Origin of the sequence: Mesorhizobium sp. M7D.F.Ca.US.004.03.1.1 (assembly GCF_003998635.1) — a bacterium.
Taxonomy (GTDB): domain Bacteria; phylum Pseudomonadota; class Alphaproteobacteria; order Rhizobiales; family Rhizobiaceae; genus Mesorhizobium; species Mesorhizobium loti.
The window spans coordinates 1-20,836 of the sequence record NZ_RZQG01000018.1; the positions used below are offsets into that span (position 1 = coordinate 1).

Sequence of the window (20,836 nt, forward strand, 5' to 3'; positions counted from 1 at the left end):
GGCTAAGCCTCTTGAACGCGCTGGCATCCGCGCATCCATGTTAGAAACTTGTCGCTTGGGTTGTCTCGAAACTCGGCTTTGGAAGACCTGGCGAGACCGACAAAGACAAATCTAAGGGGCCCGATCTGTGAGCTTGATAGACGAAAACAGTGTGTGGAATCGACTGGGACCATCCCTTCAGGATTCGCCCGAGCCGTTGGAGGAACGATCATTCGGCGTTCGTGAGCTCTACGATCTGTTCCGTAGACGCCTCCGGTTGATCATCGCGATCATCATTGGTGTCACCGCACTTGCGCTTGTCGCCGCCCTCGAACTTCCCAAGACGTATACGGCTAATTCCATGATCGTTGTCGAAACCGGCGATGCCAACCCGCTTGACAGCAGCACGCAGACGCAGCCCAACCAACAGCCCGACAAGTCGCGAATGGACACCGAACAGGATCTGATCACCTCTCGCGTATTTGCCGGCCTGGTCGTCGACAGGCTGGACCTGATCGAGGATTCGGACTTCAACACCTATCTACCGCCAGCCGCCAGCGGGACTTCCGGAACCGGAGTGCTGTCACAAGCGGTCGGCTTGATTGTCTCGATACCGAAAAAGATGCTCGCTGTTGTCACCGGCGCCAACGCGCAGGATACGTCTCTCCCGGACAAGGCTGTTCAGCAGGACCGCGCAATTACCTCCTATCTGGCAAGCCTGTCACTCCAGCGCTCCGGCGATAGCGCGGCGATGACAATCTCGTTTGTCAACGATGACGCAGTGAAGGCAGCCAATGTGGCCAATGCGACGGCTAGGCTGTTTGTGGAATGGTCTCGTGACAACAAGCGGCAGGACATCAAGGACGCCGTCGGCTTTTTGCGACAGCAATCGACCGAGCTTGCGTCGCGGATTGCTGCGATAGAAGGCCAGATCGCCAAATATGCGAGCGAACACGGCGTTTCCAGCGATCCGCGCGATGATCTGCTGCGCGCCTCGATCCAGCAGGCCAACGATCAGCTCAGCACCGCCAGAGGTGAGTACACGCAAGCGCAGGCGCGCCTCGCCCAGGTCAGGCTTGCGGCCAAGAACGGCGACACAGGGGCCGGCGTCGATCCCTTGCTCTCATCCGACTTCCTGACGACCCTGCGCAACGACGAAGCGGCGGCAACGAGGGATCGCGCGCAACTTGCCGGCAACTACGGTCGAAATCATCCTTTGGTGCAAGAGGCCGATGCAAAAATTGCCGCCGTCCGTGCGATGATTTCTCAAGAGATGCTGCGGACGATCGCAATCCTGGAAAATGAGGTGCGCGTCGACGAAGGCCGGGTGGACCAGCTCACCAAGAGCCTGCAGGCTTCCAACGAAGAGCTGCGTCAAAGGAGCCTGGCTGAAGCCAAGTTGCGTGAACTGAACAACGACCTGTTGACCGAGCAAAAACTCAACGACCTTGTGTCCGGCAAGCTTGGCAGTCTCGACCCGTTTTCCGACGCGGTCGAGCCCGGCGTGCGAACCGTCTCCACAGCGGAGATCCCGACGTCCCCTACCTTTCCCAAGCTTCGCTTGATGCTGGCAGGCGGTTTCGCAGCGTCGCTTGTTCTGGCCTTTATTCTTGTGCTGACACTTGAAAGCATGGATGGACGGGTACGGGATTCGCGACGGGTATCGAAGCTGATCCGCGTTCCCCTGCTGGCGTCGATCCCGCTATTGCCCCGGAAGTTCCTGCGTCCCGCCCTGCCCCCTCTCGAAACCCTGTTGTCAAAACCACGGTCGGCTTTTTCCGACGCTTTCCGATCGCTTTACAGTGCCTGCACCAGGATGAACGGCGGGCGGGTCAAACATGTTGTTCTGGTCACTTCCGGCCTGCCCCAGGAAGGCAAGACAACGACAGCGATGGGCCTTGCCATGGCCGCTGGAATGGATGGCGCCTTGACTGCGCTGATCGATCTGGATTTGCGAACCCGCCACCTCCACACCTCCATGGGGCTCGGCTCCGCCAGCAAGACACTCGATGACTATTTGCGTGGAGATTGCGGTCTGGCGGAAATCGTCCAAACCCTGCCTGAAATTCCGCAGCTCGATGTGATGGCGCCGCGTGCCGACGACCAGACCTCGCCGGAATTCCTCAACTCCAGCCAGCTTGCCAAATTACTGGAAGCGTTCCGGCTGGAGTACGACGTGGTGATCATCGACGCACCGCCTATGCTCGTTCTGGAGGACGCAGTCAGGATTGCTGCCTCTGTGGACACTGTCGTGGTCGTGGCCGCGTGCGACAGCACAACGCAAGAGGCTCTCTCCCAGGTCGTCGAGCGTCTGCGGTTCACCGGCGGCCCATCGATCGGCTGGGTGTTCAACCGGGTGGACCCTTTCCAACAGGCTCATGGTGCGTTCCGGAAAGCCTATCTGAGACGGCAGCAGATCCGGCGCTATTTCCCCGTTTGACTGTCGTGAAGGCCCGACCGGCTATAGTCCCATCGCCTCGAGCAGGGTATGGTTTACCTTGTGAACGTCGAAGCGTTCTTCCGCGAGCTTTCTTGAGTTGGCGCCCATTTTCACGGCGAGCTCCTCATCTTCAAGAAAGGCGCGCTGCGCCGAGGCCAGAGCATCTACATCTCGCGGATTGACCTGGAAACCGTTCTCCCCGTCGATGACGGTTTCTTGGCAGCCAGGTGCGTTGGTCGTAATTATCGGCCGCCCTGTCGACAGGGCCTCCAGCGCGCTGCGAGGAATGCCCTCGCGATAGTAGGAAGGCAGTACAAACACCGTCGATGCGGTCAGATAGGGGCTGACATCGTGCGTTTCGCCGAGATACTCCACGGCTCCTTCCTTGGTCCACTGGTCCATTTCGGCTTTCGAGATGGAGAGAGGACTGGGATCAAATGGCCCGAGAATCTGGAAACGCGCGGCACGGTGCTTGGTCTTCAGGATGCGAGCGGCGGCGGCAAACTCGGCAATCCCCTTTTCACGAAGCAAGCGGGCAATCAGAAGGAAGACGGGCGGCCCCGGCGGTGGACGGCTGGCGGCAAACAGCGTCAGATCGACCCCGGAACCTGCAACCTTGATCACCGGCGTTTTCGCAGAAACCATCCTATGGAGTCGGATGTCGGAAGCGTCGGCTTCGTTGTAGGCGAAAACAGCTTCGCAACCGATCAAGGCCGAGCGGTAGAGAGCAATGCTCAACCGGCGCAGAACAGTTGCGCGCAATCCGGTGACGCTGCCGCTGAATATGAAGCCGAACCCTGTAAAGAGTGCAAACCGCCGAGGTACTCCTGCGAGCCGGGCCGCCAGTCCACCATAGATGATAGGCTTCATCGTGTACGGCAGGACGATGTCCGGAGCCAGGCGGCGCATTAGCCTGTAAAGCGCCTTGAGCGTTTGCAGATCTGCCAGCGGATTGGTGCCTGTCCTGGCCATTGGAATCTGTTGGAAGCTCACGCCAATAGCACCCAGCCTGGCGATGGCTTGTTCGTCATTATCGGGGGCGAGTGTGATGACCTCGTGCCCGGCGGCGACCATGGCTTTCAACAATTCGAGGCGAAAATTGACGAGCGAACGCGTCAGACTGGCGATGACGACGATCCGCTTGCGGCGCATCGCACCATCCCCGGCAGCAGGAAAATGATCTCTTCCATTCGCATGCGTAACAACCACCAGTCGCTCCTATCGGACCGAGATATGGCGACGACGGCCCAGAGCCGTTCCGTAGAGTTCCAGGTGCCTATCGACGTAAAGCGACAGCGAGAAGTTCTCCATGACCCGGCGACGCGCCTGTTGGCCCAGAGCGCGGCGCTCGGCCGGCTCAAGGCGGACAAGGCTGATCAGCCCGGCGGCCAGTGCATCACTATCCCCCGGTGGGACGACCACTCCGCTGTCACCGACCAGCCAGCCGGAGTCGCCGACTGCCGTGACCACCGCCGGTACGCCACTTGCCATCGCCTCGCCGACGGCAAGGGAAAAGGCCTCGCCCCAGGCTGAGCAAAGCGCGTAGACATCGAAGCCCGGCATGAGGTCGGCAACGTCACTGCGGATGCCCGGCGTTGTAATCCGGTCGTCTATGCCGAGCTCGCGGGCAGCAACCCGCACCGGGCCGTCGACATGCCCCTCCCCGATAAACACGCCCTGAACATCGTACCCCTGCGCCAGGACACGGCTGATGGCCCGGACCAGGCTGATCTGGTCCTTCATGGGATGAAACCGGGCCACGTGGCCGATGATCAGCCGTTCGGCCGGCAAGCCAAACAGGCGGCGCAATTTCGAACCGGCATCGGCCGAGGGAGAGAATTGATCACAGTCCGTGCCATTCGGGATAACCACCCTCCGACGCGGATCAAAGCCCAGACGCTCGTGATCGTCGGCGGCCACGCGTGAGCAATATGAAATCGCGCTGGCGCGACCCGACAGACGGGCAGAGAGCCGGATCAGATGGCGCGTTAACGGCTTCTCGTCGGCGAGATCGCGAACTGTGTGATGGATGCTCCAGATTACCGGCGAGAAATTGAGCCCCAGCACCGAGCCGAGCGTTGCCGCGAGGTTGCCGTGATACATCCATCCATGAAGAAGATCAGGGGCGGCCCTGCTTACTGATCGCGTCAGCCGAACGACATCGCGCGGCCGCGGTCGTTCCGTCATGCTGAGCGACACGAGCCCCGATTTTGTATGCTCCACCTGTGCGGCCAACGGCCCGGGTGAAAGCAGCGATAGAACCGAAGACGAGAAGCGGTTTTGGTCGACCCGGCCAAGAAAGCGGGCGAGCATGACCTGGGCGCCGCCAACGTCGAGACTGGTGATTGTGTGTAGAACACTTGTGTGCACGCAAAGCTTCCCAGCTGCCTGCGGCGCTCCGTCACGAGGAAGCGTTCAATCGGCCGACAGTATCCAGCCGCACCATACGTTGGTTGCGGCCGACATCCAGTTAGCCAAATTGGGTGGGCACGAGACCGAAGGTTATCACTGCTCCACCAAAGGTATGACTCATGGTCCTCGCGCAGGTGTCGCTAGGGTCTTCACAGGAAATTACTGTGGTGGGCTTCCATGGCGTCTTGTTGCAATGCGGCGCGGAGCGGGCGATCGATAGGCGCCTGGGTCGGTATCCTTGTGAAGGCGTTAGGGACTGTAGGGATTGCGGTTACCGCGATTGCAACGATCCTGGCTTGCCATAGTGCTGCCTGGGCCGCGGCGAACGATGACTACAAGCTCTCGGTCGGCGATGTGGTGTCGTTCGACTTCATCGACGATTCGCTTCCTGCCGAACAGCTGACGGTAGCCAGTGATGGCGCAGTCAACATTCCGCTGATCGGCAGCTTCGAGGTTGGCGGCCTGACGGTCCCCGACGCCTTGAACCATATCCGTAAGGCGTTCATCGATCGCGAGTTCTTCAATGACCCGCATATAGCCTTGGCGGTGGTCAGCTTCCGTCCAATTTTCGTCCTTGGGGACGTCAAGGCGCCGGGCTCGTTTCCATATCAACCAGCACTGACTGTCGAGCAGGCAGTGGCGCTTGCCGGCGGCCAATCGACTGGCGGAGCCACTGCCGAGGACCGCGTCGTGACGCGCGCCCGGTTGCGCGGAACTCTTGACGAAAGCGTGGTCCAGATCGCCAAGGAAGCAATCGCTGCTGCGCGCATCAAGGCCCAGTTGGCAAACAACGACAAGATTTCGGAACAGGATATGCCCGCCAAGGTCAAGGGCCTCATGAACGCCAATCTGATCGCAACGCTGCTCCCGACGGAACAGCGCATCCTTGAGACAGATCAACACGCGCTGACCACACGTCGCAAGCAGCTCTCGGCGGGGATCGACGAAGTGAATGTCGCCCTCGCCAATATTCAACAGCTTTCGGAGATACAGAAGACGGTGATCGCTTCGTCGCAAGCCGATCTCGAGCGCATCAGGGCCCTCAACAAAAAAGGTCTGGTCACGCTTACAGACCTCTCGAACGCCGAGCGCGAGGCGACCACGCAGCAATCGCATCTGCTTGAAATCTACAATCAGGCGTCGACAGTGCGCCGGGAATTGAGCCAGTTGCAGCGCGACCTTGATGACGCCACTCAGACCTGGACGCACACCGCGCTGACTGACCTCCAAGCCCACAACTCTGAAATCGAACGCCTGATCGCAGTCCGCGAGTCGACCGAGGAGCAGATCCTGCTGCTGAGCTCACTGGCCGCGGAGCAGACACGGACCAACAACACCATCGCGTTCACTTACCAGATCCGCCGCAAGCTAAACGGCCAGGTCGCCACCAAAGTGGCGACCCTCGACGATGCGGTTGTGGCCGGCGATACGATCTTGGTGTCGATAAACCGCCTGGACAATGCCCTGGATCTGGCAAGCCGTCTGGACGCTCCTTTGGCGGCTCCCCCTTCCGTCCAGGTCGGACCGTCGCAATGATCGGCCTCAGCAACCCGATCGCTCGCACCAGCGAGTGGACTGCTCGAGTGCCGATCGGCCGGGCGATGCCCAGCAGGATCGCATCGGTAGTGCTTTTGGTTCTCAGCCTGCCGCTATGGATCGTGGCTGCCGCGGTTGTCTGGCTGAGTGTGGGCCGTCCGCTATTCTTCCGGCAGACTCGCAGCGGGCTGGGAACTCGTCCCTTTGTCATCTGCAAGTTTCGAACGATGCACGAGAGGCGAGATGCAGATGGCGCGCTGCTCCCTGACGCTTTGCGTGAGACATCCGCCACTCGGTTGATGCGCGCCATCCGTATCGATGAACTGCCTCAACTTCTCTCCATAGCCACAGGCGACATGGCGTTCATAGGACCGCGCCCGTTGCTTCCGGCCACCGTCGCCGAGTTCGGCGAGCTGGGGCGCATTCGCAGTACGGTCCGGCCCGGCCTGTCCGGCTGGGCACAGGTGAACGGCAACACTCGCCTCACCAACAATGAAAAGCTGGCGCTTGACCTCTGGTATGTGCGCAACCGCAGCCTGTGGCTTGATCTGCAGATACTGGTTCTGACCGTCCTGGTGGCACTGTTGGGCGAACATATTGACCGCCGCCATGTCGATCACGCTCTGAAGGCGATGCCCGCCGGGACGGTTCGGTCATGAGCCCAGCCCTTGGTCGAATCCTGGTGATCGCGCCGCATCCTGACGATGAGGTCCTGGGGTGTGGCGGCACGATAGCCCGGATCGCTGCCGAAGGCGGGGAAGCCCATGTTGCAGTGGTTACGCGAGGCTGCCCACCTGCCTTCACGGAAGAGATGACGCAACGGGTTCGCTGTGAGGCAAAAACGGCCCATGCCTGTTTGGGCGTACGACAGACGCATTGGCTTGATCTGCCTGCGGCGCAGATCGCCCAGACACCACACTCGACCGTCAACGCGGCGTTGCAGGCTCTGCTGCAGGAGGTCAAGCCGGACACGCTGCTGATCCCCTTCGTCGGCGATGTGCATATGGATCACCAACTGATCTTCCTGTCGTCGCTGGTCGCGGCTCGTCCCACCCAGGCTCACTACCCACGGACGATCATGGCCTACGAGACGGTGTCGGAAACGAACTGGAATGCACCCTATGTCACGCCGACCTTCGTGCCGAATGTCTTCATAGACATCGAATCGACACTCGACCGCAAACTCGAAGCTGCGTCGATGTTCGGTTCGCAGATGAAGAATTTCCCGCACGAGCGTTCGATCGAAACATTACGGGCGCTGGCGATTGTCAGGGGCACCGCTGTCCATCTGAGGGCGGCCGAGGCCTTTGTCCTTCTGAGAAATGTCATGTGAATTCTAGGAGTGCTCCAAGATGAAACGCTGGCCGATTTACGATGAAGAGCAGATAGCCGACGTTGTGGATGTTCTGCGGTCTGGCCGGGTGAACGCCTGGACCGGCGACCATGTGAAGACATTCGAACGAGCCTACGCGCGCAGCCTCGGCCGACGCCATGCGGTGGCGCTGGCCAATGGTTCCCTCGCGCTCGATCTTGCAATGAAGATCCTCCATATCGGCGCCGGCGACGAGGTCATCGTAACGCCCCGCAGTTTCGTCGCATCGGCCGCTTGCGTCATGTTCGCCGGCGCAACACCTGTCTTCGCGGATGTCGACCCGACATCGGGCAATCTTTCCGCTGAAACGATCGCGCCGAAGATAACAGCGCGAACAAGGGCGGTCATTGTCGTCCATATCGCCGGATGGCCGTGCGACATGGCGCCGATCATGGAGCTTGCAAAGCGCACTGGCATCAAGGTCATCGAGGATTGCGCTCAGGCGCATGGAGCCGAATACAACGGACGACCGATCGGCTCCTTCGGTGATATCGCGGCGTTTTCGTTCTGCCAGGACAAGATCATCACGACCGGCGGCGAGGGCGGACTTGTCGCCATGGACGACAGGAAATTGTGGCTCGCCGCATGGAGCCTGAAGGACCACGGCAAGAACTACAATGTGGTCTTTGCCCCTCATCGGCCGACCGGGTTCCGCTGGTTGCACGACAGCGTCGGCACGAACTGGCGCATGACGTCCATCCAGGCCGTGCTTGGTTTGCGGCAGCTCGAACGTCTGCCAGACTGGGTTCGCCAACGCGAGCGCAACGCCAACATCTGGATAAGGACGCTTGCCGATTTGCCGATGCTACACACGCCCCGGCTCGATCCGGCTCACAGGCATGCCTGGTACCGATGCTATTTCTATATCAAGCCGGAGATGTTGTCTTCGGGATGGTCGCGGGACGAGCTGATTGCGGCCGTCAATGCGGCCGGCGTTCCATGCTTCTCGGGTAGCTGCTCCGAGATTTATCTGGAGCATGCCTTCGCGGATGCCGGCGTAGCGCCGCCCGAACGACTGCCAGTCGCGCGGCAGATGGGTGAAACGAGCATCGCGTTCCTGGTCGACCCGTCCTGGACCATCGAGGAGACTACGGCGGCAGCGTCGACGACGCGCTCCATCCTTGTTGCGGCTTCGCGCCAGCTCGAGGCGGCTTGATGAACGAGCTTGCGATCCGGAAAGATGGAGACATTCCAGCGTCTTCTTTTGGAGAGCTGAAATTGGTGCCGTCTTCAGCACTACAGAACCTTACCCTCCCTCAAGCAGAAAGGACGCTGCTCGGGTTCGAATTGCCGATTGTGGCCCGACTCTATCAGCAGATGATCCTCGTCCGGCTCGTCGAGGAGCGCCTGCTCGAGCTTTTTTCCCAAGGTCTCCTGTTCGGCACGACGCACACATCCATTGGACAGGAAGCCAATGCGGTGGGGGTGATCAACGCTCTTGACCGGGATCGCGACATTGTCTGGAGCAACCACCGCTGCCACGGTCATTTCATTGCCTACTCGGGTGAAGTCGAAGGCCTGATCGCCGAGATCATGGGGCGTGTAACCGGTATTTGCGGAGGACGCGGCGGCAGTCAGCATCTGTGTTTCCGCAACTTCCACTCGAATGGGATCCAGGGAGGCATAGCACCCGTGGCGGTTGGCTGCGCGCTGGCACGAAAGGATGAAGGCGCCGTGGCAGTGGTTTTCCTTGGCGACGGCACGATGGGAGAGGGAGCGGTTTACGAGAGCTTGAACCTCGCTTCGGTTTTCGGTGCCCCCGTGCTTTTTGTGGTCGAGGATAACGAAATCGCCCAAACCACCCCAAAGAATCTCACCGTTTCCGGGTCGATCATCGCCAGGGCTGAACCTTTCGGTATCCGCACGTTCGCTTATGACGGCAATGATCCAGTCGAAATATGTGAGCTTGCCCAAGAGGCTGTGGGCTATGTCCGCGCCGAGGGCCGCCCGTGCTGGCTCTATTTGCGGACCGAACGGATTGGTCCCCACAGCAAGGGAGATGACACCCGGCCGGCCTTGCGGCTTGAGCAGGCTCGAGCCCGGGATCCGATCCCCCCGATGCGCCAGCGCGTCGCGGATTTCGAGGAGATCGACGCCTTTTGTCGATCTACCGTGGACCGCGCAGTCGAATCGGCAGCTGCGGCTGCCATGGCGAGAGGCTGACCCATGCGCGTCGTCGAATCGATCAATCGCGCGCTACACGATCTTATGGAAGCCGATCTCAGGCTGGTGGTCATGGGTGAGGACGTCCTCGATCCCTATGGCGGTGCCTTCAAAGTCACCAAGGGCCTGTCCACGGCCTATCAGGATCGTGTCTGGACCACACCGATCAGCGAGGGCGGCATTGTAGGCATGGCGACGGGCATGGCCCTCAAGGGCAGGCCTGTTATCGTCGAACTCATGTTCGGAGATTTCATCGCCCTTGCTGCCGACCAGATCATCAACCACGCAGCCAAGTTTCGCTGGATGTACAACGATCAGGTTGAGGTGCCCATCATTATTCGCGCGCCCATGGGTGGACGGCGCGGCTACGGGCCGACGCACTCGCAAAGTCTGGAAAAGCATTTTTGCGGCGTGCCAGGCCTCACGGTGTCTGCAACGCACGAGTATGCGGATCCGGGTGCGCTTCTGCATCGGGCCCTCGCGTCTCGGTCCCCTCACCTGATTATCGAAAACAAGGTCATGTATTCGAGGCCTGTTTTCGGCGCAGCCGCCCTTCCACGCCCGCCGGATGCAGACATCGTGATCCTGACATATGGGGGTTGCGTCGAGCACGCGGTTGCCGCCGCAAAAAAGCTCGTCGAAGAGGAGGAAATTGCGACCACCGTGGTGGCCGTTGAACAGCTGTCGCCCTTTCCTTGCGAGGATGTCCGAAGCCAGGTCGGCCGCTGCAGCCGCGTTGTCGCCGTGGAGGAAGGCTCTCCCGGCTGGGGCTTCGCGTCCGAATGCGCTCGCGCTCTGATCGGTCGGGTCAGGCACTTCAGCGCATTGGCCGGACCGGACCACCCCATTCCCTCGAGCCGCGAATGGGAGGATGATCTGCTGCCAGGCGTGGACGCCATCCAGGCGGCCTGCATCGATCTGTTCAAGAAGGGCTAAGCTTTCATGAGTGTGCTTGTCGAAGCCCCGCGGGTTAACGCCAACGAGGACAATCTTCAGTTGATCGAGATCAGGGTCGTGCAGGGTGAGAGCGTAGAGCAAGGAGCTATTCTCTTTGTCGTTGAAACCACGAAGGCTGCCGTCGAGGTTGAGGCCCCCCAGGCAGGGGTTATCGGCCGGCTCGACGTCAACGTCGGCGATTTCGTCGCTGTCGGCTCAACACTGTGCGAAATCGTCAACGAAAATGCGGACGCCGCATCCGGAATGGCCAACCCGGCCGACATCGCGGTCAACGAGATCGCGATTACGGCCAAGGCCCGCAAGGCCGCGTCCGAACTCGGCGTCGACCTGGCGGATGTCAGTCCCTCCAACGGCCGCATCGGCGAAGCCGAGGTGCGCGCGGCGGCCAGCCGCCGATCCGGGGCCATAGCCGCAGGATCGGACGGAGCGCAGTCCGTCGTCCCATCCTCGTCCATGCGGCGGGCTGTTATCATCGGCGGCGGCGGCCACGCCGCCTGTTTGATCGATGCTCTCGATGGGTCCGGATACGACATCCTCGGTTGTACCGATCAGGCTCTGCCCGTTGGCCACCAGGTCTGCGGCGGCATTTCGGTGATCGGTACGGAAGAGAGCCTGGAGCGTCTGCTTGCCGAAGGCACGCGGTACGCCTTCATCGGCATCGGCGGAGCCCAGTCAAGCGAGACGAGGCGAGCAATGTTTGAACGCGCCTCGGCCATGGGCTTCGTTCTGCCGCCTGTGATCCATCCATCCGCGATCGTCTCCAGGGCGACCAGGATCGGGCATGGCTGCCATATCCTGGCCGGCGCCAGCATCGGTCCGCGCTGTACGATCGGCAACAACGTCATCGTCAATCAGGGGAGTATCGTCTGCCACGACAGCATCGTGCAGGACAATGCGCACCTGACTCCGGGCGCCATCCTCGCCGGCGCGGTGAGCGTCGGGACCATGACTGTCGTGGGAATGGGCGCAACGGTGCTGCTGGGCGTCCAGATCGGCTCCGGCTGCCTGATCCACAATGGCGCGCACATCAGCGCAAATGTCGGAGACGATACCATCGTTGACGCTCAGGGCCGCCGACATCTCCGCTAGATCCCATTGAGGCATCAGGTGCCTTGTCGCAGAGCTCTTGCGAGCAACGGCACGAGTGTCATGGAACCCGGAATGCTAAGGTGATGGCTGTCAAAGTACAGCGGTTTCCCATCCATCATGGCAACACACCGCTCCTGCGGACAAAGTGCCTGTGTCGGATATATGCGAATGAGGCCGACATGCCGGCCGAGCCTGTTCAAGATGCCAAATGCGATCTGCTGTCGTTCCCGATAGAGGCCCTCGGGCATATTGAAGCTGGACAGGTCATGGCCCTGCGCAACGAGCCGGGCAGCCGTAGAGGGGACGTCATAACCCACCTCCGGGACAGGATAGACGATGACCACCTTTTTCCCGGCCTGCAGCAGCCGACCCACGGTTCTCCTTAGAGATGTTTCGAACGCATGGCGCGCCTCGGTGGAGAATCGGTCGAATTGAACGCCATCCCGATCCTGCAGCTGCGGCAGATTGCCGTTTCGTTCTGCTGGTCCAAGTTCGATCGCGCGCCCCTCGAGATAGAGAGACCATCTGGCAGCGATTATGACCGTCTTCAGCTCGGGACGGCTGAGTGCGTACCTAAGCCGCAAATCGTTTCCCCGGATGCAATCTCGGTCCGTTCCGACGCCCAGGAGAGGAGGACAGCGGGGGGTCGCGCCATAGACCGTGCTTGCGCCGTGTGCGGCCAGGTCGGACATCGCACCGAACATCGCCCCCGCGTGAGAATCTCCCCATAGAAAGATCCGGGCATTTGCGGATGAGCCTATCGTACAGGGGGAATTTGCAGCGAGCTGAAGCGACACATTCGCGCATTCATCCGCTTCAGGGTTGGCGGACAAAGCGTAGCTGGACAACACATTCACATCTTTGGAAAAGCGCGTCGGCCAGCCGTTATCAAAGTAGATGACTGCGCCGGTGATCGCCACGGCGACGATGGCCAAAGCACCCCCAGCCAGGACTGGTAGCCGGCGGGCTGCCCGCGCCGGGAGTTCGATGTATCGCCAGGATATGAGCGCCATCATGAACGAGACAGCCACCAGAGCGGCTGACTGAAGAGAACTGAGCTCATTGATTGCCAGATAACCAACCAGGACAATCAGGGGCCAATGCCAAAGATACAGGGAATAGCTTATCAGCCCCACACCGACGAATGGCTTCGTTGAAATCAGCCGTGTGAGCGAGCAACTCGCGTCACTGCCTCCGTGAATGACAAGGGCAGCGCCAACACATGGAAGGAGTGCCGCGACGCCGGGGAATGAAGTCACATCGGAATAGCTCAGCGCGGCAATCGTGATCAGCAGCAATCCGGCCGCGGTCGCCATTTCGCACTGCCAACGCTTGGTGAGGCGTGGGAAGACTCCAAGTGCCAGAAGGCTGCCCGACAGCAGCTCCCACGCCCTGAACGGAGTGAGGTAAAAGGCAGCAGCGGCGTCGTACTGCATCACCGCTACAGTTGCGAGAAACGAAATTCCTGCAGCGCTCGCCAGGAGAAAGCGGACATTGCGAAGGCCCAACCACCAAATGGACGCCAGAAACAGAGGAAACAGGATGTAGAACTGCTCCTCCACCGCCAGTGACCAGGTGTGGATAAGTGGCTGGTCGTAGGTTTCCCCGTCAAAATAGCCCGTCTTCAGCCAAAACCCGATGTTGGACGAGAAGAGAGCCGTCGCGACGGAGTTGCGACCGAAGCGTCTGAAGTCGTCGGGCAAGAAGATGAAGGCGCATGCGAGCGTACAGACTGCCAGCATGACGAACAACGCGGGAAAAATGCGGCGTATACGCCGCTCATAGAAGTGCCAGACCGAGAACTCGCCCGCTTGCAGATCCCTGGCGATCATTTGGGCGATCAGATAGCCGGAGATGACAAAGAAAATGTCGACACCTACATACCCGCCACTGAACATTGTGAAACCGGCGTGGAACAGCACAACCGAAACGACGGCGATGGCGCGCAAACCATCGATGTCGGGTCGATAGGTTGGTGTCGCCAATGCTGTATGGTGCGGTGCTGGGCGCGAGGGTTTTCGACAGTCCAACATCACGCCTGCAGCGAGGCTGCGCGGATGAGCCTGAGAGTGTGACATACCGATCCTGTATAACGGCACTCTTGCGCCGATGTGCGCCCGCCATAAGGGGTAGCCTGCGGCTTAAATCGTACTAGGTTTGCAGTCTAAATTGCGCCTGGAACAGCAGGATGCGAGCAGATCGAAGAATTTCCCCCGCGCGCAACTGTTCGAGGCAATCAGGGTGCCTGGGTTGCGGTCCGGCTCTCTCCAGCAATGAGGATGACGCCTGCGTTGGCGTCGGGTGCCGCAGGCCGCTATTTGATCATCCGGTGAAGGTTTCTGTGGCAGCCCACTACTTTTGGGGAGGGGTGTCCTTCGAATTCCCAAGCAGTGCGAAACCTGGATTGATGTAGGGTGTAGCGGTCTGCGGGGTCCAATTTGAGGCTCAAATGGCTGTTGTGCATCCCCATCCTCGGAATTCATCGGATGCGCAGCATTTTCTGCGCGAAGCCTCCGAGAAGCCAACTTCCGACAAGTCATTCAATGTGGCTGCGCACGGGCTTCGCGGTGTTGCTTCGCTGATGGTGTTCTTCGCGCATCTCCTAGGGGGCACGGCGGAGCACATCTACGCCTCGAATTCGGCCTATGTCGCTGCCATTGGCCCCTTCTGGAATTTCGGCACCTTCGGGGTGTGCCTTTTCTTCGCCATCAGCGGCTTCGTTATCCTTCCGAGTGCGCTGCACTACAGTCCGCGTGAGTTTGCTGCCCGTCGGTTCCTGCGCGTCTATCCGCTGTTCTTTGTTCTCAGCGTGCTGTACGTCGCGCTGAACGCAGCAACGAACCTTTATCCCGACACCAACAATTTCACCGCAATTGTCGCGGGACTAACGTTCCTGAATCTTTTCACCCACACAGAGCAGTTGACGCCGAATGCCTGGAGCCTGACCTTCGAGGTCTGGTTCTATGTGTTTACCGGCGCCTTCGTGTTCCTCGCGATTCATCGCCCCAGCAAGCTCGGCATCGCCGTTTTGAGTCTGCTTGCAGCGTTCTTTATCGCCAGATACCCGATTGCCTTGTATTTCGTCGCGGGCGGGCTGATCCGACTCGCCTTCGATCGATATGAATGGGTGCGTGTTGGTCACCATCGGCTCGCCGAGAGCGCGGCCCTGGCAACTTGTGTCCTTCTATCCGCCCGCGGCCACTACGATTATCACTGGTCCGATTTCCAGAATGCCGAAGTGCCAGTGCTGGTCGCCGCGACAGCGCTGTACTTCTGCCTTGCGGTGTCGCGAAACAGCTTGACGGCGCTGGTTCTCGGCAATCGGCTTCTTCGCTACTTCGGAACGGTCAGCTACAGCCTGTACCTAGTGCACCCCTATACCTATTTTCTGACCCGCTCCATCTTTTCGCACGCTCACCTCTTCACCGCCAACGTCGTCGTCTCGATGGGCGCCTTCGTTGTGGTGGCGAGCGCGATCACGTGGATACTCACGCATTTCGCGAACCGCACCCTGGAGCTATGGCCCTATGAGTTCGTCTATCGTCAGAAGATCTACCGCTCGACATCGCAGCCGAATGCAGTCCGGTCGTGGCTTGGCTTAGGGACCAAACGATTCGCATGGCCGCGAGGGTAACGCCGTCGCTGCGCAGTCCATGGCACAACTGATTAATCGTCAGACTTGGACAGCAAATCCGTCAACCGGGACAAATCGGGCACATAAAGCTCTTTTGCGCGGCGCAGCACTATCCCGACACTCTGCAGGTAGCTGAGTTCGCGGGCTACGGCTTCGCGATGCGTGCCGATGCGATTGGCCAAATCCGTATGCGTGGGAATAGGAGAAATCACAGCCGAACCGTCATTGTCGATATGTTCGACACATAAGCGCAGCAATTCGCTGTGCACGCGCGATCGAACGCTGAGCGTCGAGAGTTCGACGATATGCTCGACAAGCGCATGCTGGCGTTCGACCAACATTTGGACGATGGCTTGAAGCGCCTCGGGATCGTTCTTGACAATATCCAGGAAGGCCCGATTTCCGATGGAGGCGATGGTGCATGGTCCCGCGGCTTCAATCGAATAAGGCACCACAAGAAGATCACCGCTTAACGCCACTCCATTGACGAGGGATCCCTGGTGCGCTGACGGGAGCCAGACTATTTTGCCTGTACGGGTATAGACAGGGAAGCGAAGCTCGCCCGTCAAAAGAAAAAAGACTCGATCGACCCTTTCACCGGCCGGGATCAAGACATCACCGTCTTCAAGGTGGAACCAGTGACAGCGGCGGTTCATCTCGGCCAGCGTGGAAGGACGAACAGCGTGGAAATGCTCGATATCGCTCAGATCCGGATTTTGTGACGTGTTTCTGTCGGCTGCGGGAGTGGTCTCCCTCTCCGTCTGCGAAGCCGAAAAACGATCGGACGGTTGTTTCACTTCTTCTTGCCCCCTGCAAAATGTCGAGTCGTCAGCAGGCCCTCTAGATCGAGGGCCTGCTGACGCCAACCGGCATCGTTGCCGCGGGCAAAAAACTCATCACTTCTTGACCGAGGCGCAGCCATGCCTCAATTCCGTATGCTCACACCCTCATAAGGCGTTGTGTTAAGGATGTAGGCTACCTCGGTCCGGTTCCTCGCGCGAAGCTTTTTCATGACATTGCGAATGTGCACCTTAACTGTGCTTTCGCACATGTTGAGCTCGTACGCGATCACCTTGTTGGCCTTGCCTCGACGCAACGCTTCGATCACCGCCATCTGGCGTGACGTGAAAACATTGTCGCCTTGCGGCTGCTTGGCTGGTTGGCTGTCCTTGATCGCCTGGCCCGAATTAAAGAGAACACTGGGCGGTATGAAAGTGCCACCGGCGGCGACAAGCTGAATCGCCTTTGCCGCAACCTGCAAGCTGACGCTCGTTGGGATGTAGCCGCGCGAGCCGCTTTCTACTGCTTTGAGAATATCATCAAGGCTTTCGATATCCGACAGCATCACGATTCCCAGAGATGGTCTCGTCGCCTTGAGATGGGCAATCCGCGAAAGATGATAGTCTGCTTGAGAGTTCGACCACATGACACAGAGCAGGACGGTGGAAACGCGTTCGGTCTCCTCTTGACTGGCGGCGTCGAACGCTTCGACGGTCGGATAGCGCTGGATGCGAAAGGATGGCTCGATGAGCTCAAGGCTACTGGCGAAGCAGTCGCACATCAGCGGCCTGTCATCGATAATCGCGATCTCCAACTCCCCCCGGAAGGGGGCAGGTCCGACATGATTGACATTGGCAACAGGTGAATAGGCAGCCAGATCGATTTTGACCGGCTGATCGGTATTGGACAGAATTGTCATGGCTTATCCCCAACCCAAAGGTTCAACTCAACACGAGCGGAATTCACCCCAACGGAGAATCCGCCTTCGAAAACCCACCTCCTTAATGACCTCCTTAATGCATTAGTAATAACTTGCAGATTCCAGAGGCGGTGTGACAAAACGCACAGCGTGAATATAATCGCATATTTTTGATAGGATTAGACCGGAGAAAGGCAGATGTCGTGAGGTTGTGGCCGGCTCCACCAAAAGGTGTACCATCAACCAGAAGGGTGCCGGGCTGCACCCGATGCTGTCTGTAACCAACCGCAGGCAGGTATCTCACTCGAAGCGAGTTTCAGAGTTGTAAACGCTCGCATCCACCTACAAAGTATATCAAGTAAACTTGCAGTTGTATCATTGTGATACGAAAGTTTATCCTTGGAATCGCGTGCATTCGATTTTCAAGCAACGAGCCGAGAGACGGCTGACGCCTCCGCGCGCAGCCTCTGTCAATTTGGCTCTGCGAACGCGAAATTGATCCCTACTCGAGCCACTGCTGAAGGTGCTCGCCCAACTTAATGGCGAGTGCAACAATCGTCAGGGTGGGCATGTCATTCCCCCCGGTGGGAAAGACGGAACTCCCGGCGACGAAAAGGTTCGCGAGGCCGTGCACCTGGCACGTGGCATCGACCACGCCAGTCCGCGGGTCGTTGCTCATCCTCGTTGTGCCCATGTGGTGCCTGACCCATCGGTATGGGATATCGTCCCCGTAGGCTGGGGTCCCGTGGGCGCAAGCCAGGACATCGCTTCTGTGCCCCAACATCCGCATCTCGTCGGTGACGATCGTCTGCACTCGCTGAAGTGTGCGCCGAACGAGAGGTCCCACCCTCCATTCCAGCTTCACGCGCGGGAGACCGAATTCGTCAAGCCTTGTATCCAGCGTGACCCGGCTTTCCGGGTCCGGTTCCTGTTCGAGGATGGTATCAAAGTGGAAGTGCCCTGCCCACCGGCGTGAGCGCCCGATGCGGTCGATAGCCGACGCGATGGATCCTGCGGGATGGCGAAGGATGGTGCGGCCACTCTTAATAAGGTCACGATGCAGGCGTCCCTTCCGCAGCCAGAATGCAAGATAATGCAACGCTTCGGAACCATCCCAATCGTTGGCGCAAGGTCCCGGCTTGATCCACGTCCGGGAGCCGAGAAGGCGTTCACTTTCCCGAATCTCTGGGCGCAGCGCCAGTCCGAACGCAGCGGTCACGTCACAGTGTTTTGCCTGCGACAGATAGGGCCTGCGAGCCTCAGCGGATGGCACGTGAAAGGCTATGGCGGAGTCAGGACGGCAGATCTGCAGGCTTCCCCATTTTACGCGGGGATGCTCCATGAAATAGCGGCCAACGAGGTCATGCTGGTTGCCTATCCCATTCGGCATCTGTTGGTTCGAAACCAAGAGCAGGCGCGCGTTTTCGATTCCGCCGCAGGCCAGCACAAATGATCGTGCTTCGATCCGGAAACGCCTGTCTGGCGTACTGGCCACCTCGATGGAGCGAACCCATCTTCCGGATGTGTCGGTGTCTAACCGCAAGGCCGTGGCGTGCAGGACAACCTGCACATTTTTCGCCGCTTGCAGCCTGGCGCGCAGTGTCGCCCCCAAATCCGGGATGGGACTGAGAAAGCATCGTTCTGAAAAGAGCGGCCCATTCATAGGCAGAACTGCAGAGGCCGGCCATTCGGCTTGCAAGTCCTCGATGCCCAACAAACCGGCCGCTGTTTCATAATGGGGGAGAAGCGAGTTACGGTCGACGGGCCATCCGCTCATCGGGATCCAAGACCGAGCCTCGAAATCGATGTGGTCCAGCATCTTGCACCACCCGCCCCAACCAGCTCTGCCGGTACTGCCGCCAAACTGTCGGATACGGCAAAGGTCGAGCGCCTCGTAGGGTCTGCCTACAGAGCGGCCGCGCGAAAGTCTTTGGCGCCAGTGTTCGTATGTCAGCCCGCCGCTCTCGATGATGCATACACGATGTCGCGTTCCTTCAAACTGTGAAGCCAGTGCCAAGCCGGCTGCGCCCGCCCCCACGATGCACAGATCTGCTTCCAGGCACGTACCGTGGGGAATGCTGTCGCAATCCTCTATCATGGCGGCATGAATCGCGAGCAGGCGGCCGGCGCGGCAAAATCATCACCCGAACAGCGCAAGGGAGAACTGAGGTTGAATGGCCGCAGAGCAATGCGGTCAGGTTCGTGAGGTCTGATCACTGGCGATCCGCTGTCCAAGCCTGATCCTCTTTGCCGCTTGCGAACGCAGTGCGGTGAAATTCGGCGCCACCAACGGGTAGTCGGGCGGCAAACCCCATTTCTTGCGATAGTCGGCCGGTGTCATTCCAATCGAGGTCAGATACCGCTTCAATGATTTCATCCTGCGTCCATCCTCCAGGCTAATGATGAAATCCGGGGTCACCGATTTGCTGATTGGTACGGCGGGAACAAGCTTCGGTTTGGTTTTTTCCGTGCCTCCCGCGAGGGCCTGCAATGTGCGGCCGACATTCTGGACCAGATCCACCAGATCAGAACGTGAGGCTCGGTTCCTGCTGACAAAGGCCGAGACAATCTTGACAGTTGATTCCAGGTGATCGACGGGGTCAGGGGCCATGGATCCGCTCTCGGCTGACGATGGTTGTCGTCCGTAGCCAAATGCGGAGCATGTCTGGATCGCTCGTCTGCCGAACTGCCCAACATCAAATCGGGAGCACGCGCCCCTGATCTCCCCCGCGCTTGGAACCCTTCAATGGCATCTCTAGGCGCCACTTCTGTCAATTGCCCTTGGTGGCGCTGAATCCATCCAAAAGTGGTAACCGATAGTGATGGCCAAGGTGCGCCCATTCGTCGGCCTCGCGTCCGCGTGCTGCGTTTGCTCGGTGTTTTCTTGAAATTCGCTGAACTCGATGCACCTCCTGCCCGATATCACTTAAATATCCTGCATATGCTTCACCCCATTGGGGAGTCCTAACTTCTAATTTTTGGCGACTGTTTCAAAATTACTCTAGGCGCATGATACCATTGTATTTTTTATTACTCAAGATAGCCCCTATTTATACATCGGTAATCTCGTGTCACACTGTCATCAAATGTGTCCAAGGCAAACGTGATTTTGAATAACCTTTCCCAGAGAATCCGATTATTAATTATGCGGGGGAGCTCGAATATCAGGAGACGATATGACCACTAAAGTTACAACGACGGCGAAGTTGCTGGTGGGGGCATTCTTTGCTCTGGGCACGGTCGGGATTTCCTATGCCGGCGCCGCTGGAGAGTCCGGCGTCCTAGTAAGTTCGTCCGGTGAGACCGGCGCCAAGGCTGGTGGTGCCGGTGAGACCGGCGGCAAGGCTGGCGGCGCCGGCGAGACCGGCGGCAAGGCTGGAGGCGCCGGCGAGACCGGTGGCAAGGCTGGAGGCGCCGGCGAGACCGGTGGCAAGGCTGGAGGCGCCGGCGAGACCGGTGGCAAGGCTGGAGGCGCCGGCGAGACCGGTGGCAAGGCTGGAGGCGCCGGCGAGACCGGTGGCGCTACCCTTAGCACTGCGTCAAGCGAGGCTGGAG

Annotated in this window: 17 protein-coding genes; 10 read left to right on the top strand and 7 right to left on the bottom strand. The window is 59.4% G+C overall.

The window, feature by feature from the left end:
* Window positions 1-151: 151 nt before the first annotated feature.
* Window positions 152-2,419 (top strand): polysaccharide biosynthesis tyrosine autokinase, encoded by a 2,268-nt coding sequence (locus EN935_RS02535; RefSeq protein ID WP_281040303.1) that lies wholly within the window; start codon window positions 152-154, stop codon window positions 2,417-2,419.
* Window positions 2,420-2,440: 21 nt separating this feature from the next.
* On the opposite strand, the gene EN935_RS02540 is transcribed toward EN935_RS02535, so the two are convergent.
* Both EN935_RS02540 and EN935_RS02545 read right to left on the bottom strand, forming a co-directional pair.
* On the bottom strand, window positions 2,441-3,571 hold the full coding sequence (locus EN935_RS02540) for a glycosyltransferase family 4 protein (RefSeq protein ID WP_127265265.1): 1,131 nt from the start codon (window positions 3,569-3,571) through the stop codon (window positions 2,441-2,443).
* A 66-nt stretch (window positions 3,572-3,637) separates the two neighbouring features.
* A complete protein-coding gene (locus EN935_RS02545; protein WP_281038499.1) occupies window positions 3,638-4,789 on the bottom strand; it encodes a glycosyltransferase in 1,152 nt (383 codons plus the stop codon).
* A gap of 219 nt (window positions 4,790-5,008) precedes the next feature.
* On the opposite strand from EN935_RS02545, the gene EN935_RS02550 reads away from it, so the two are divergent.
* The 7 genes from EN935_RS02550 to EN935_RS02580 are packed head-to-tail and all read left to right on the top strand — an operon-like array spanning window position 5,009 to window position 11,948.
* Entirely contained in the window at window positions 5,009-6,367 is a 1,359-nt protein-coding gene (locus EN935_RS02550; RefSeq protein ID WP_127265264.1) for a polysaccharide biosynthesis/export family protein, read from the top strand.
* Entirely contained in the window at window positions 6,364-7,026 is a 663-nt protein-coding gene (locus EN935_RS02555) for a sugar transferase (RefSeq protein ID WP_127265263.1), read from the top strand. The genes EN935_RS02550 and EN935_RS02555 overlap by 4 nt, the downstream gene beginning before the upstream one ends.
* Entirely contained in the window at window positions 7,023-7,700 is a 678-nt protein-coding gene (locus tag EN935_RS02560; protein WP_109672179.1) for a PIG-L deacetylase family protein, read from the top strand. The genes EN935_RS02555 and EN935_RS02560 overlap by 4 nt, the downstream gene beginning before the upstream one ends.
* A 19-nt stretch (window positions 7,701-7,719) precedes the next feature.
* Complete coding sequence (locus tag EN935_RS02565) at window positions 7,720-8,895, top strand: DegT/DnrJ/EryC1/StrS family aminotransferase (RefSeq protein ID WP_126068056.1); 1,176 nt, start codon at window positions 7,720-7,722, stop codon at window positions 8,893-8,895.
* Window positions 8,895-9,902 (top strand): thiamine pyrophosphate-dependent dehydrogenase E1 component subunit alpha, encoded by a 1,008-nt coding sequence (locus tag EN935_RS02570; protein WP_127373154.1) that lies wholly within the window; start codon window positions 8,895-8,897, stop codon window positions 9,900-9,902. Before EN935_RS02565 ends, EN935_RS02570 begins: the two co-directional genes overlap by 1 nt.
* Window positions 9,903-9,905: 3 nt before the next feature.
* Window positions 9,906-10,838 (top strand): transketolase C-terminal domain-containing protein, encoded by a 933-nt coding sequence (locus tag EN935_RS02575; RefSeq protein WP_127263294.1) that lies wholly within the window; start codon window positions 9,906-9,908, stop codon window positions 10,836-10,838.
* 6 nt (window positions 10,839-10,844) lie between these two features.
* On the top strand, window positions 10,845-11,948 hold the full coding sequence (locus EN935_RS02580) for a NeuD/PglB/VioB family sugar acetyltransferase (RefSeq protein WP_127263295.1): 1,104 nt from the start codon (window positions 10,845-10,847) through the stop codon (window positions 11,946-11,948).
* A 14-nt stretch (window positions 11,949-11,962) separates the two neighbouring features.
* Here EN935_RS02580 and EN935_RS02585 read toward each other — a convergent pair whose 3' ends face one another.
* Entirely contained in the window at window positions 11,963-13,933 is a 1,971-nt protein-coding gene (locus EN935_RS02585; RefSeq protein ID WP_164757627.1) for an acyltransferase family protein, read from the bottom strand.
* 464 nt (window positions 13,934-14,397) lie between these two features.
* On the opposite strand from EN935_RS02585, the gene EN935_RS02590 reads away from it, so the two are divergent.
* Window positions 14,398-15,582, top strand: coding sequence for an acyltransferase (locus EN935_RS02590; protein ID WP_109672163.1), 1,185 nt, complete (start codon window positions 14,398-14,400; stop codon window positions 15,580-15,582).
* A gap of 32 nt (window positions 15,583-15,614) precedes the next feature.
* Here the strand turns inward: EN935_RS02590 and EN935_RS02595 are convergent, their stop codons facing one another.
* The 4 genes from EN935_RS02595 to EN935_RS02610 form a co-directional block, all read right to left on the bottom strand.
* On the bottom strand, window positions 15,615-16,379 hold the full coding sequence (locus EN935_RS02595) for a Crp/Fnr family transcriptional regulator (RefSeq protein WP_126068051.1): 765 nt from the start codon (window positions 16,377-16,379) through the stop codon (window positions 15,615-15,617).
* 128 nt (window positions 16,380-16,507) lie between these two features.
* The gene (locus EN935_RS02600) at window positions 16,508-17,281 is read right to left on the bottom strand and encodes a response regulator transcription factor (RefSeq protein ID WP_126068050.1); all 774 of its coding nucleotides are present in this window, start codon (window positions 17,279-17,281) and stop codon (window positions 16,508-16,510) included.
* Window positions 17,282-17,783: 502 nt separating this feature from the next.
* Complete coding sequence (locus EN935_RS02605) at window positions 17,784-19,100, bottom strand: GMC oxidoreductase (protein ID WP_164757628.1); 1,317 nt, start codon at window positions 19,098-19,100, stop codon at window positions 17,784-17,786.
* Between the two features lie 375 nt (window positions 19,101-19,475).
* Window positions 19,476-19,892: a MucR family transcriptional regulator gene (locus tag EN935_RS02610; protein WP_109672152.1), complete on the bottom strand. Its 417-nt coding sequence runs from the start codon at window positions 19,890-19,892 to the stop codon at window positions 19,476-19,478.
* A 565-nt stretch (window positions 19,893-20,457) separates the two neighbouring features.
* Between EN935_RS02610 and EN935_RS40625 the strand changes: the two genes are divergently transcribed.
* Window positions 20,458-20,836: hypothetical protein (locus tag EN935_RS40625; protein ID WP_206534486.1), on the top strand; the 379-nt coding region annotated here is incomplete at its 3' end.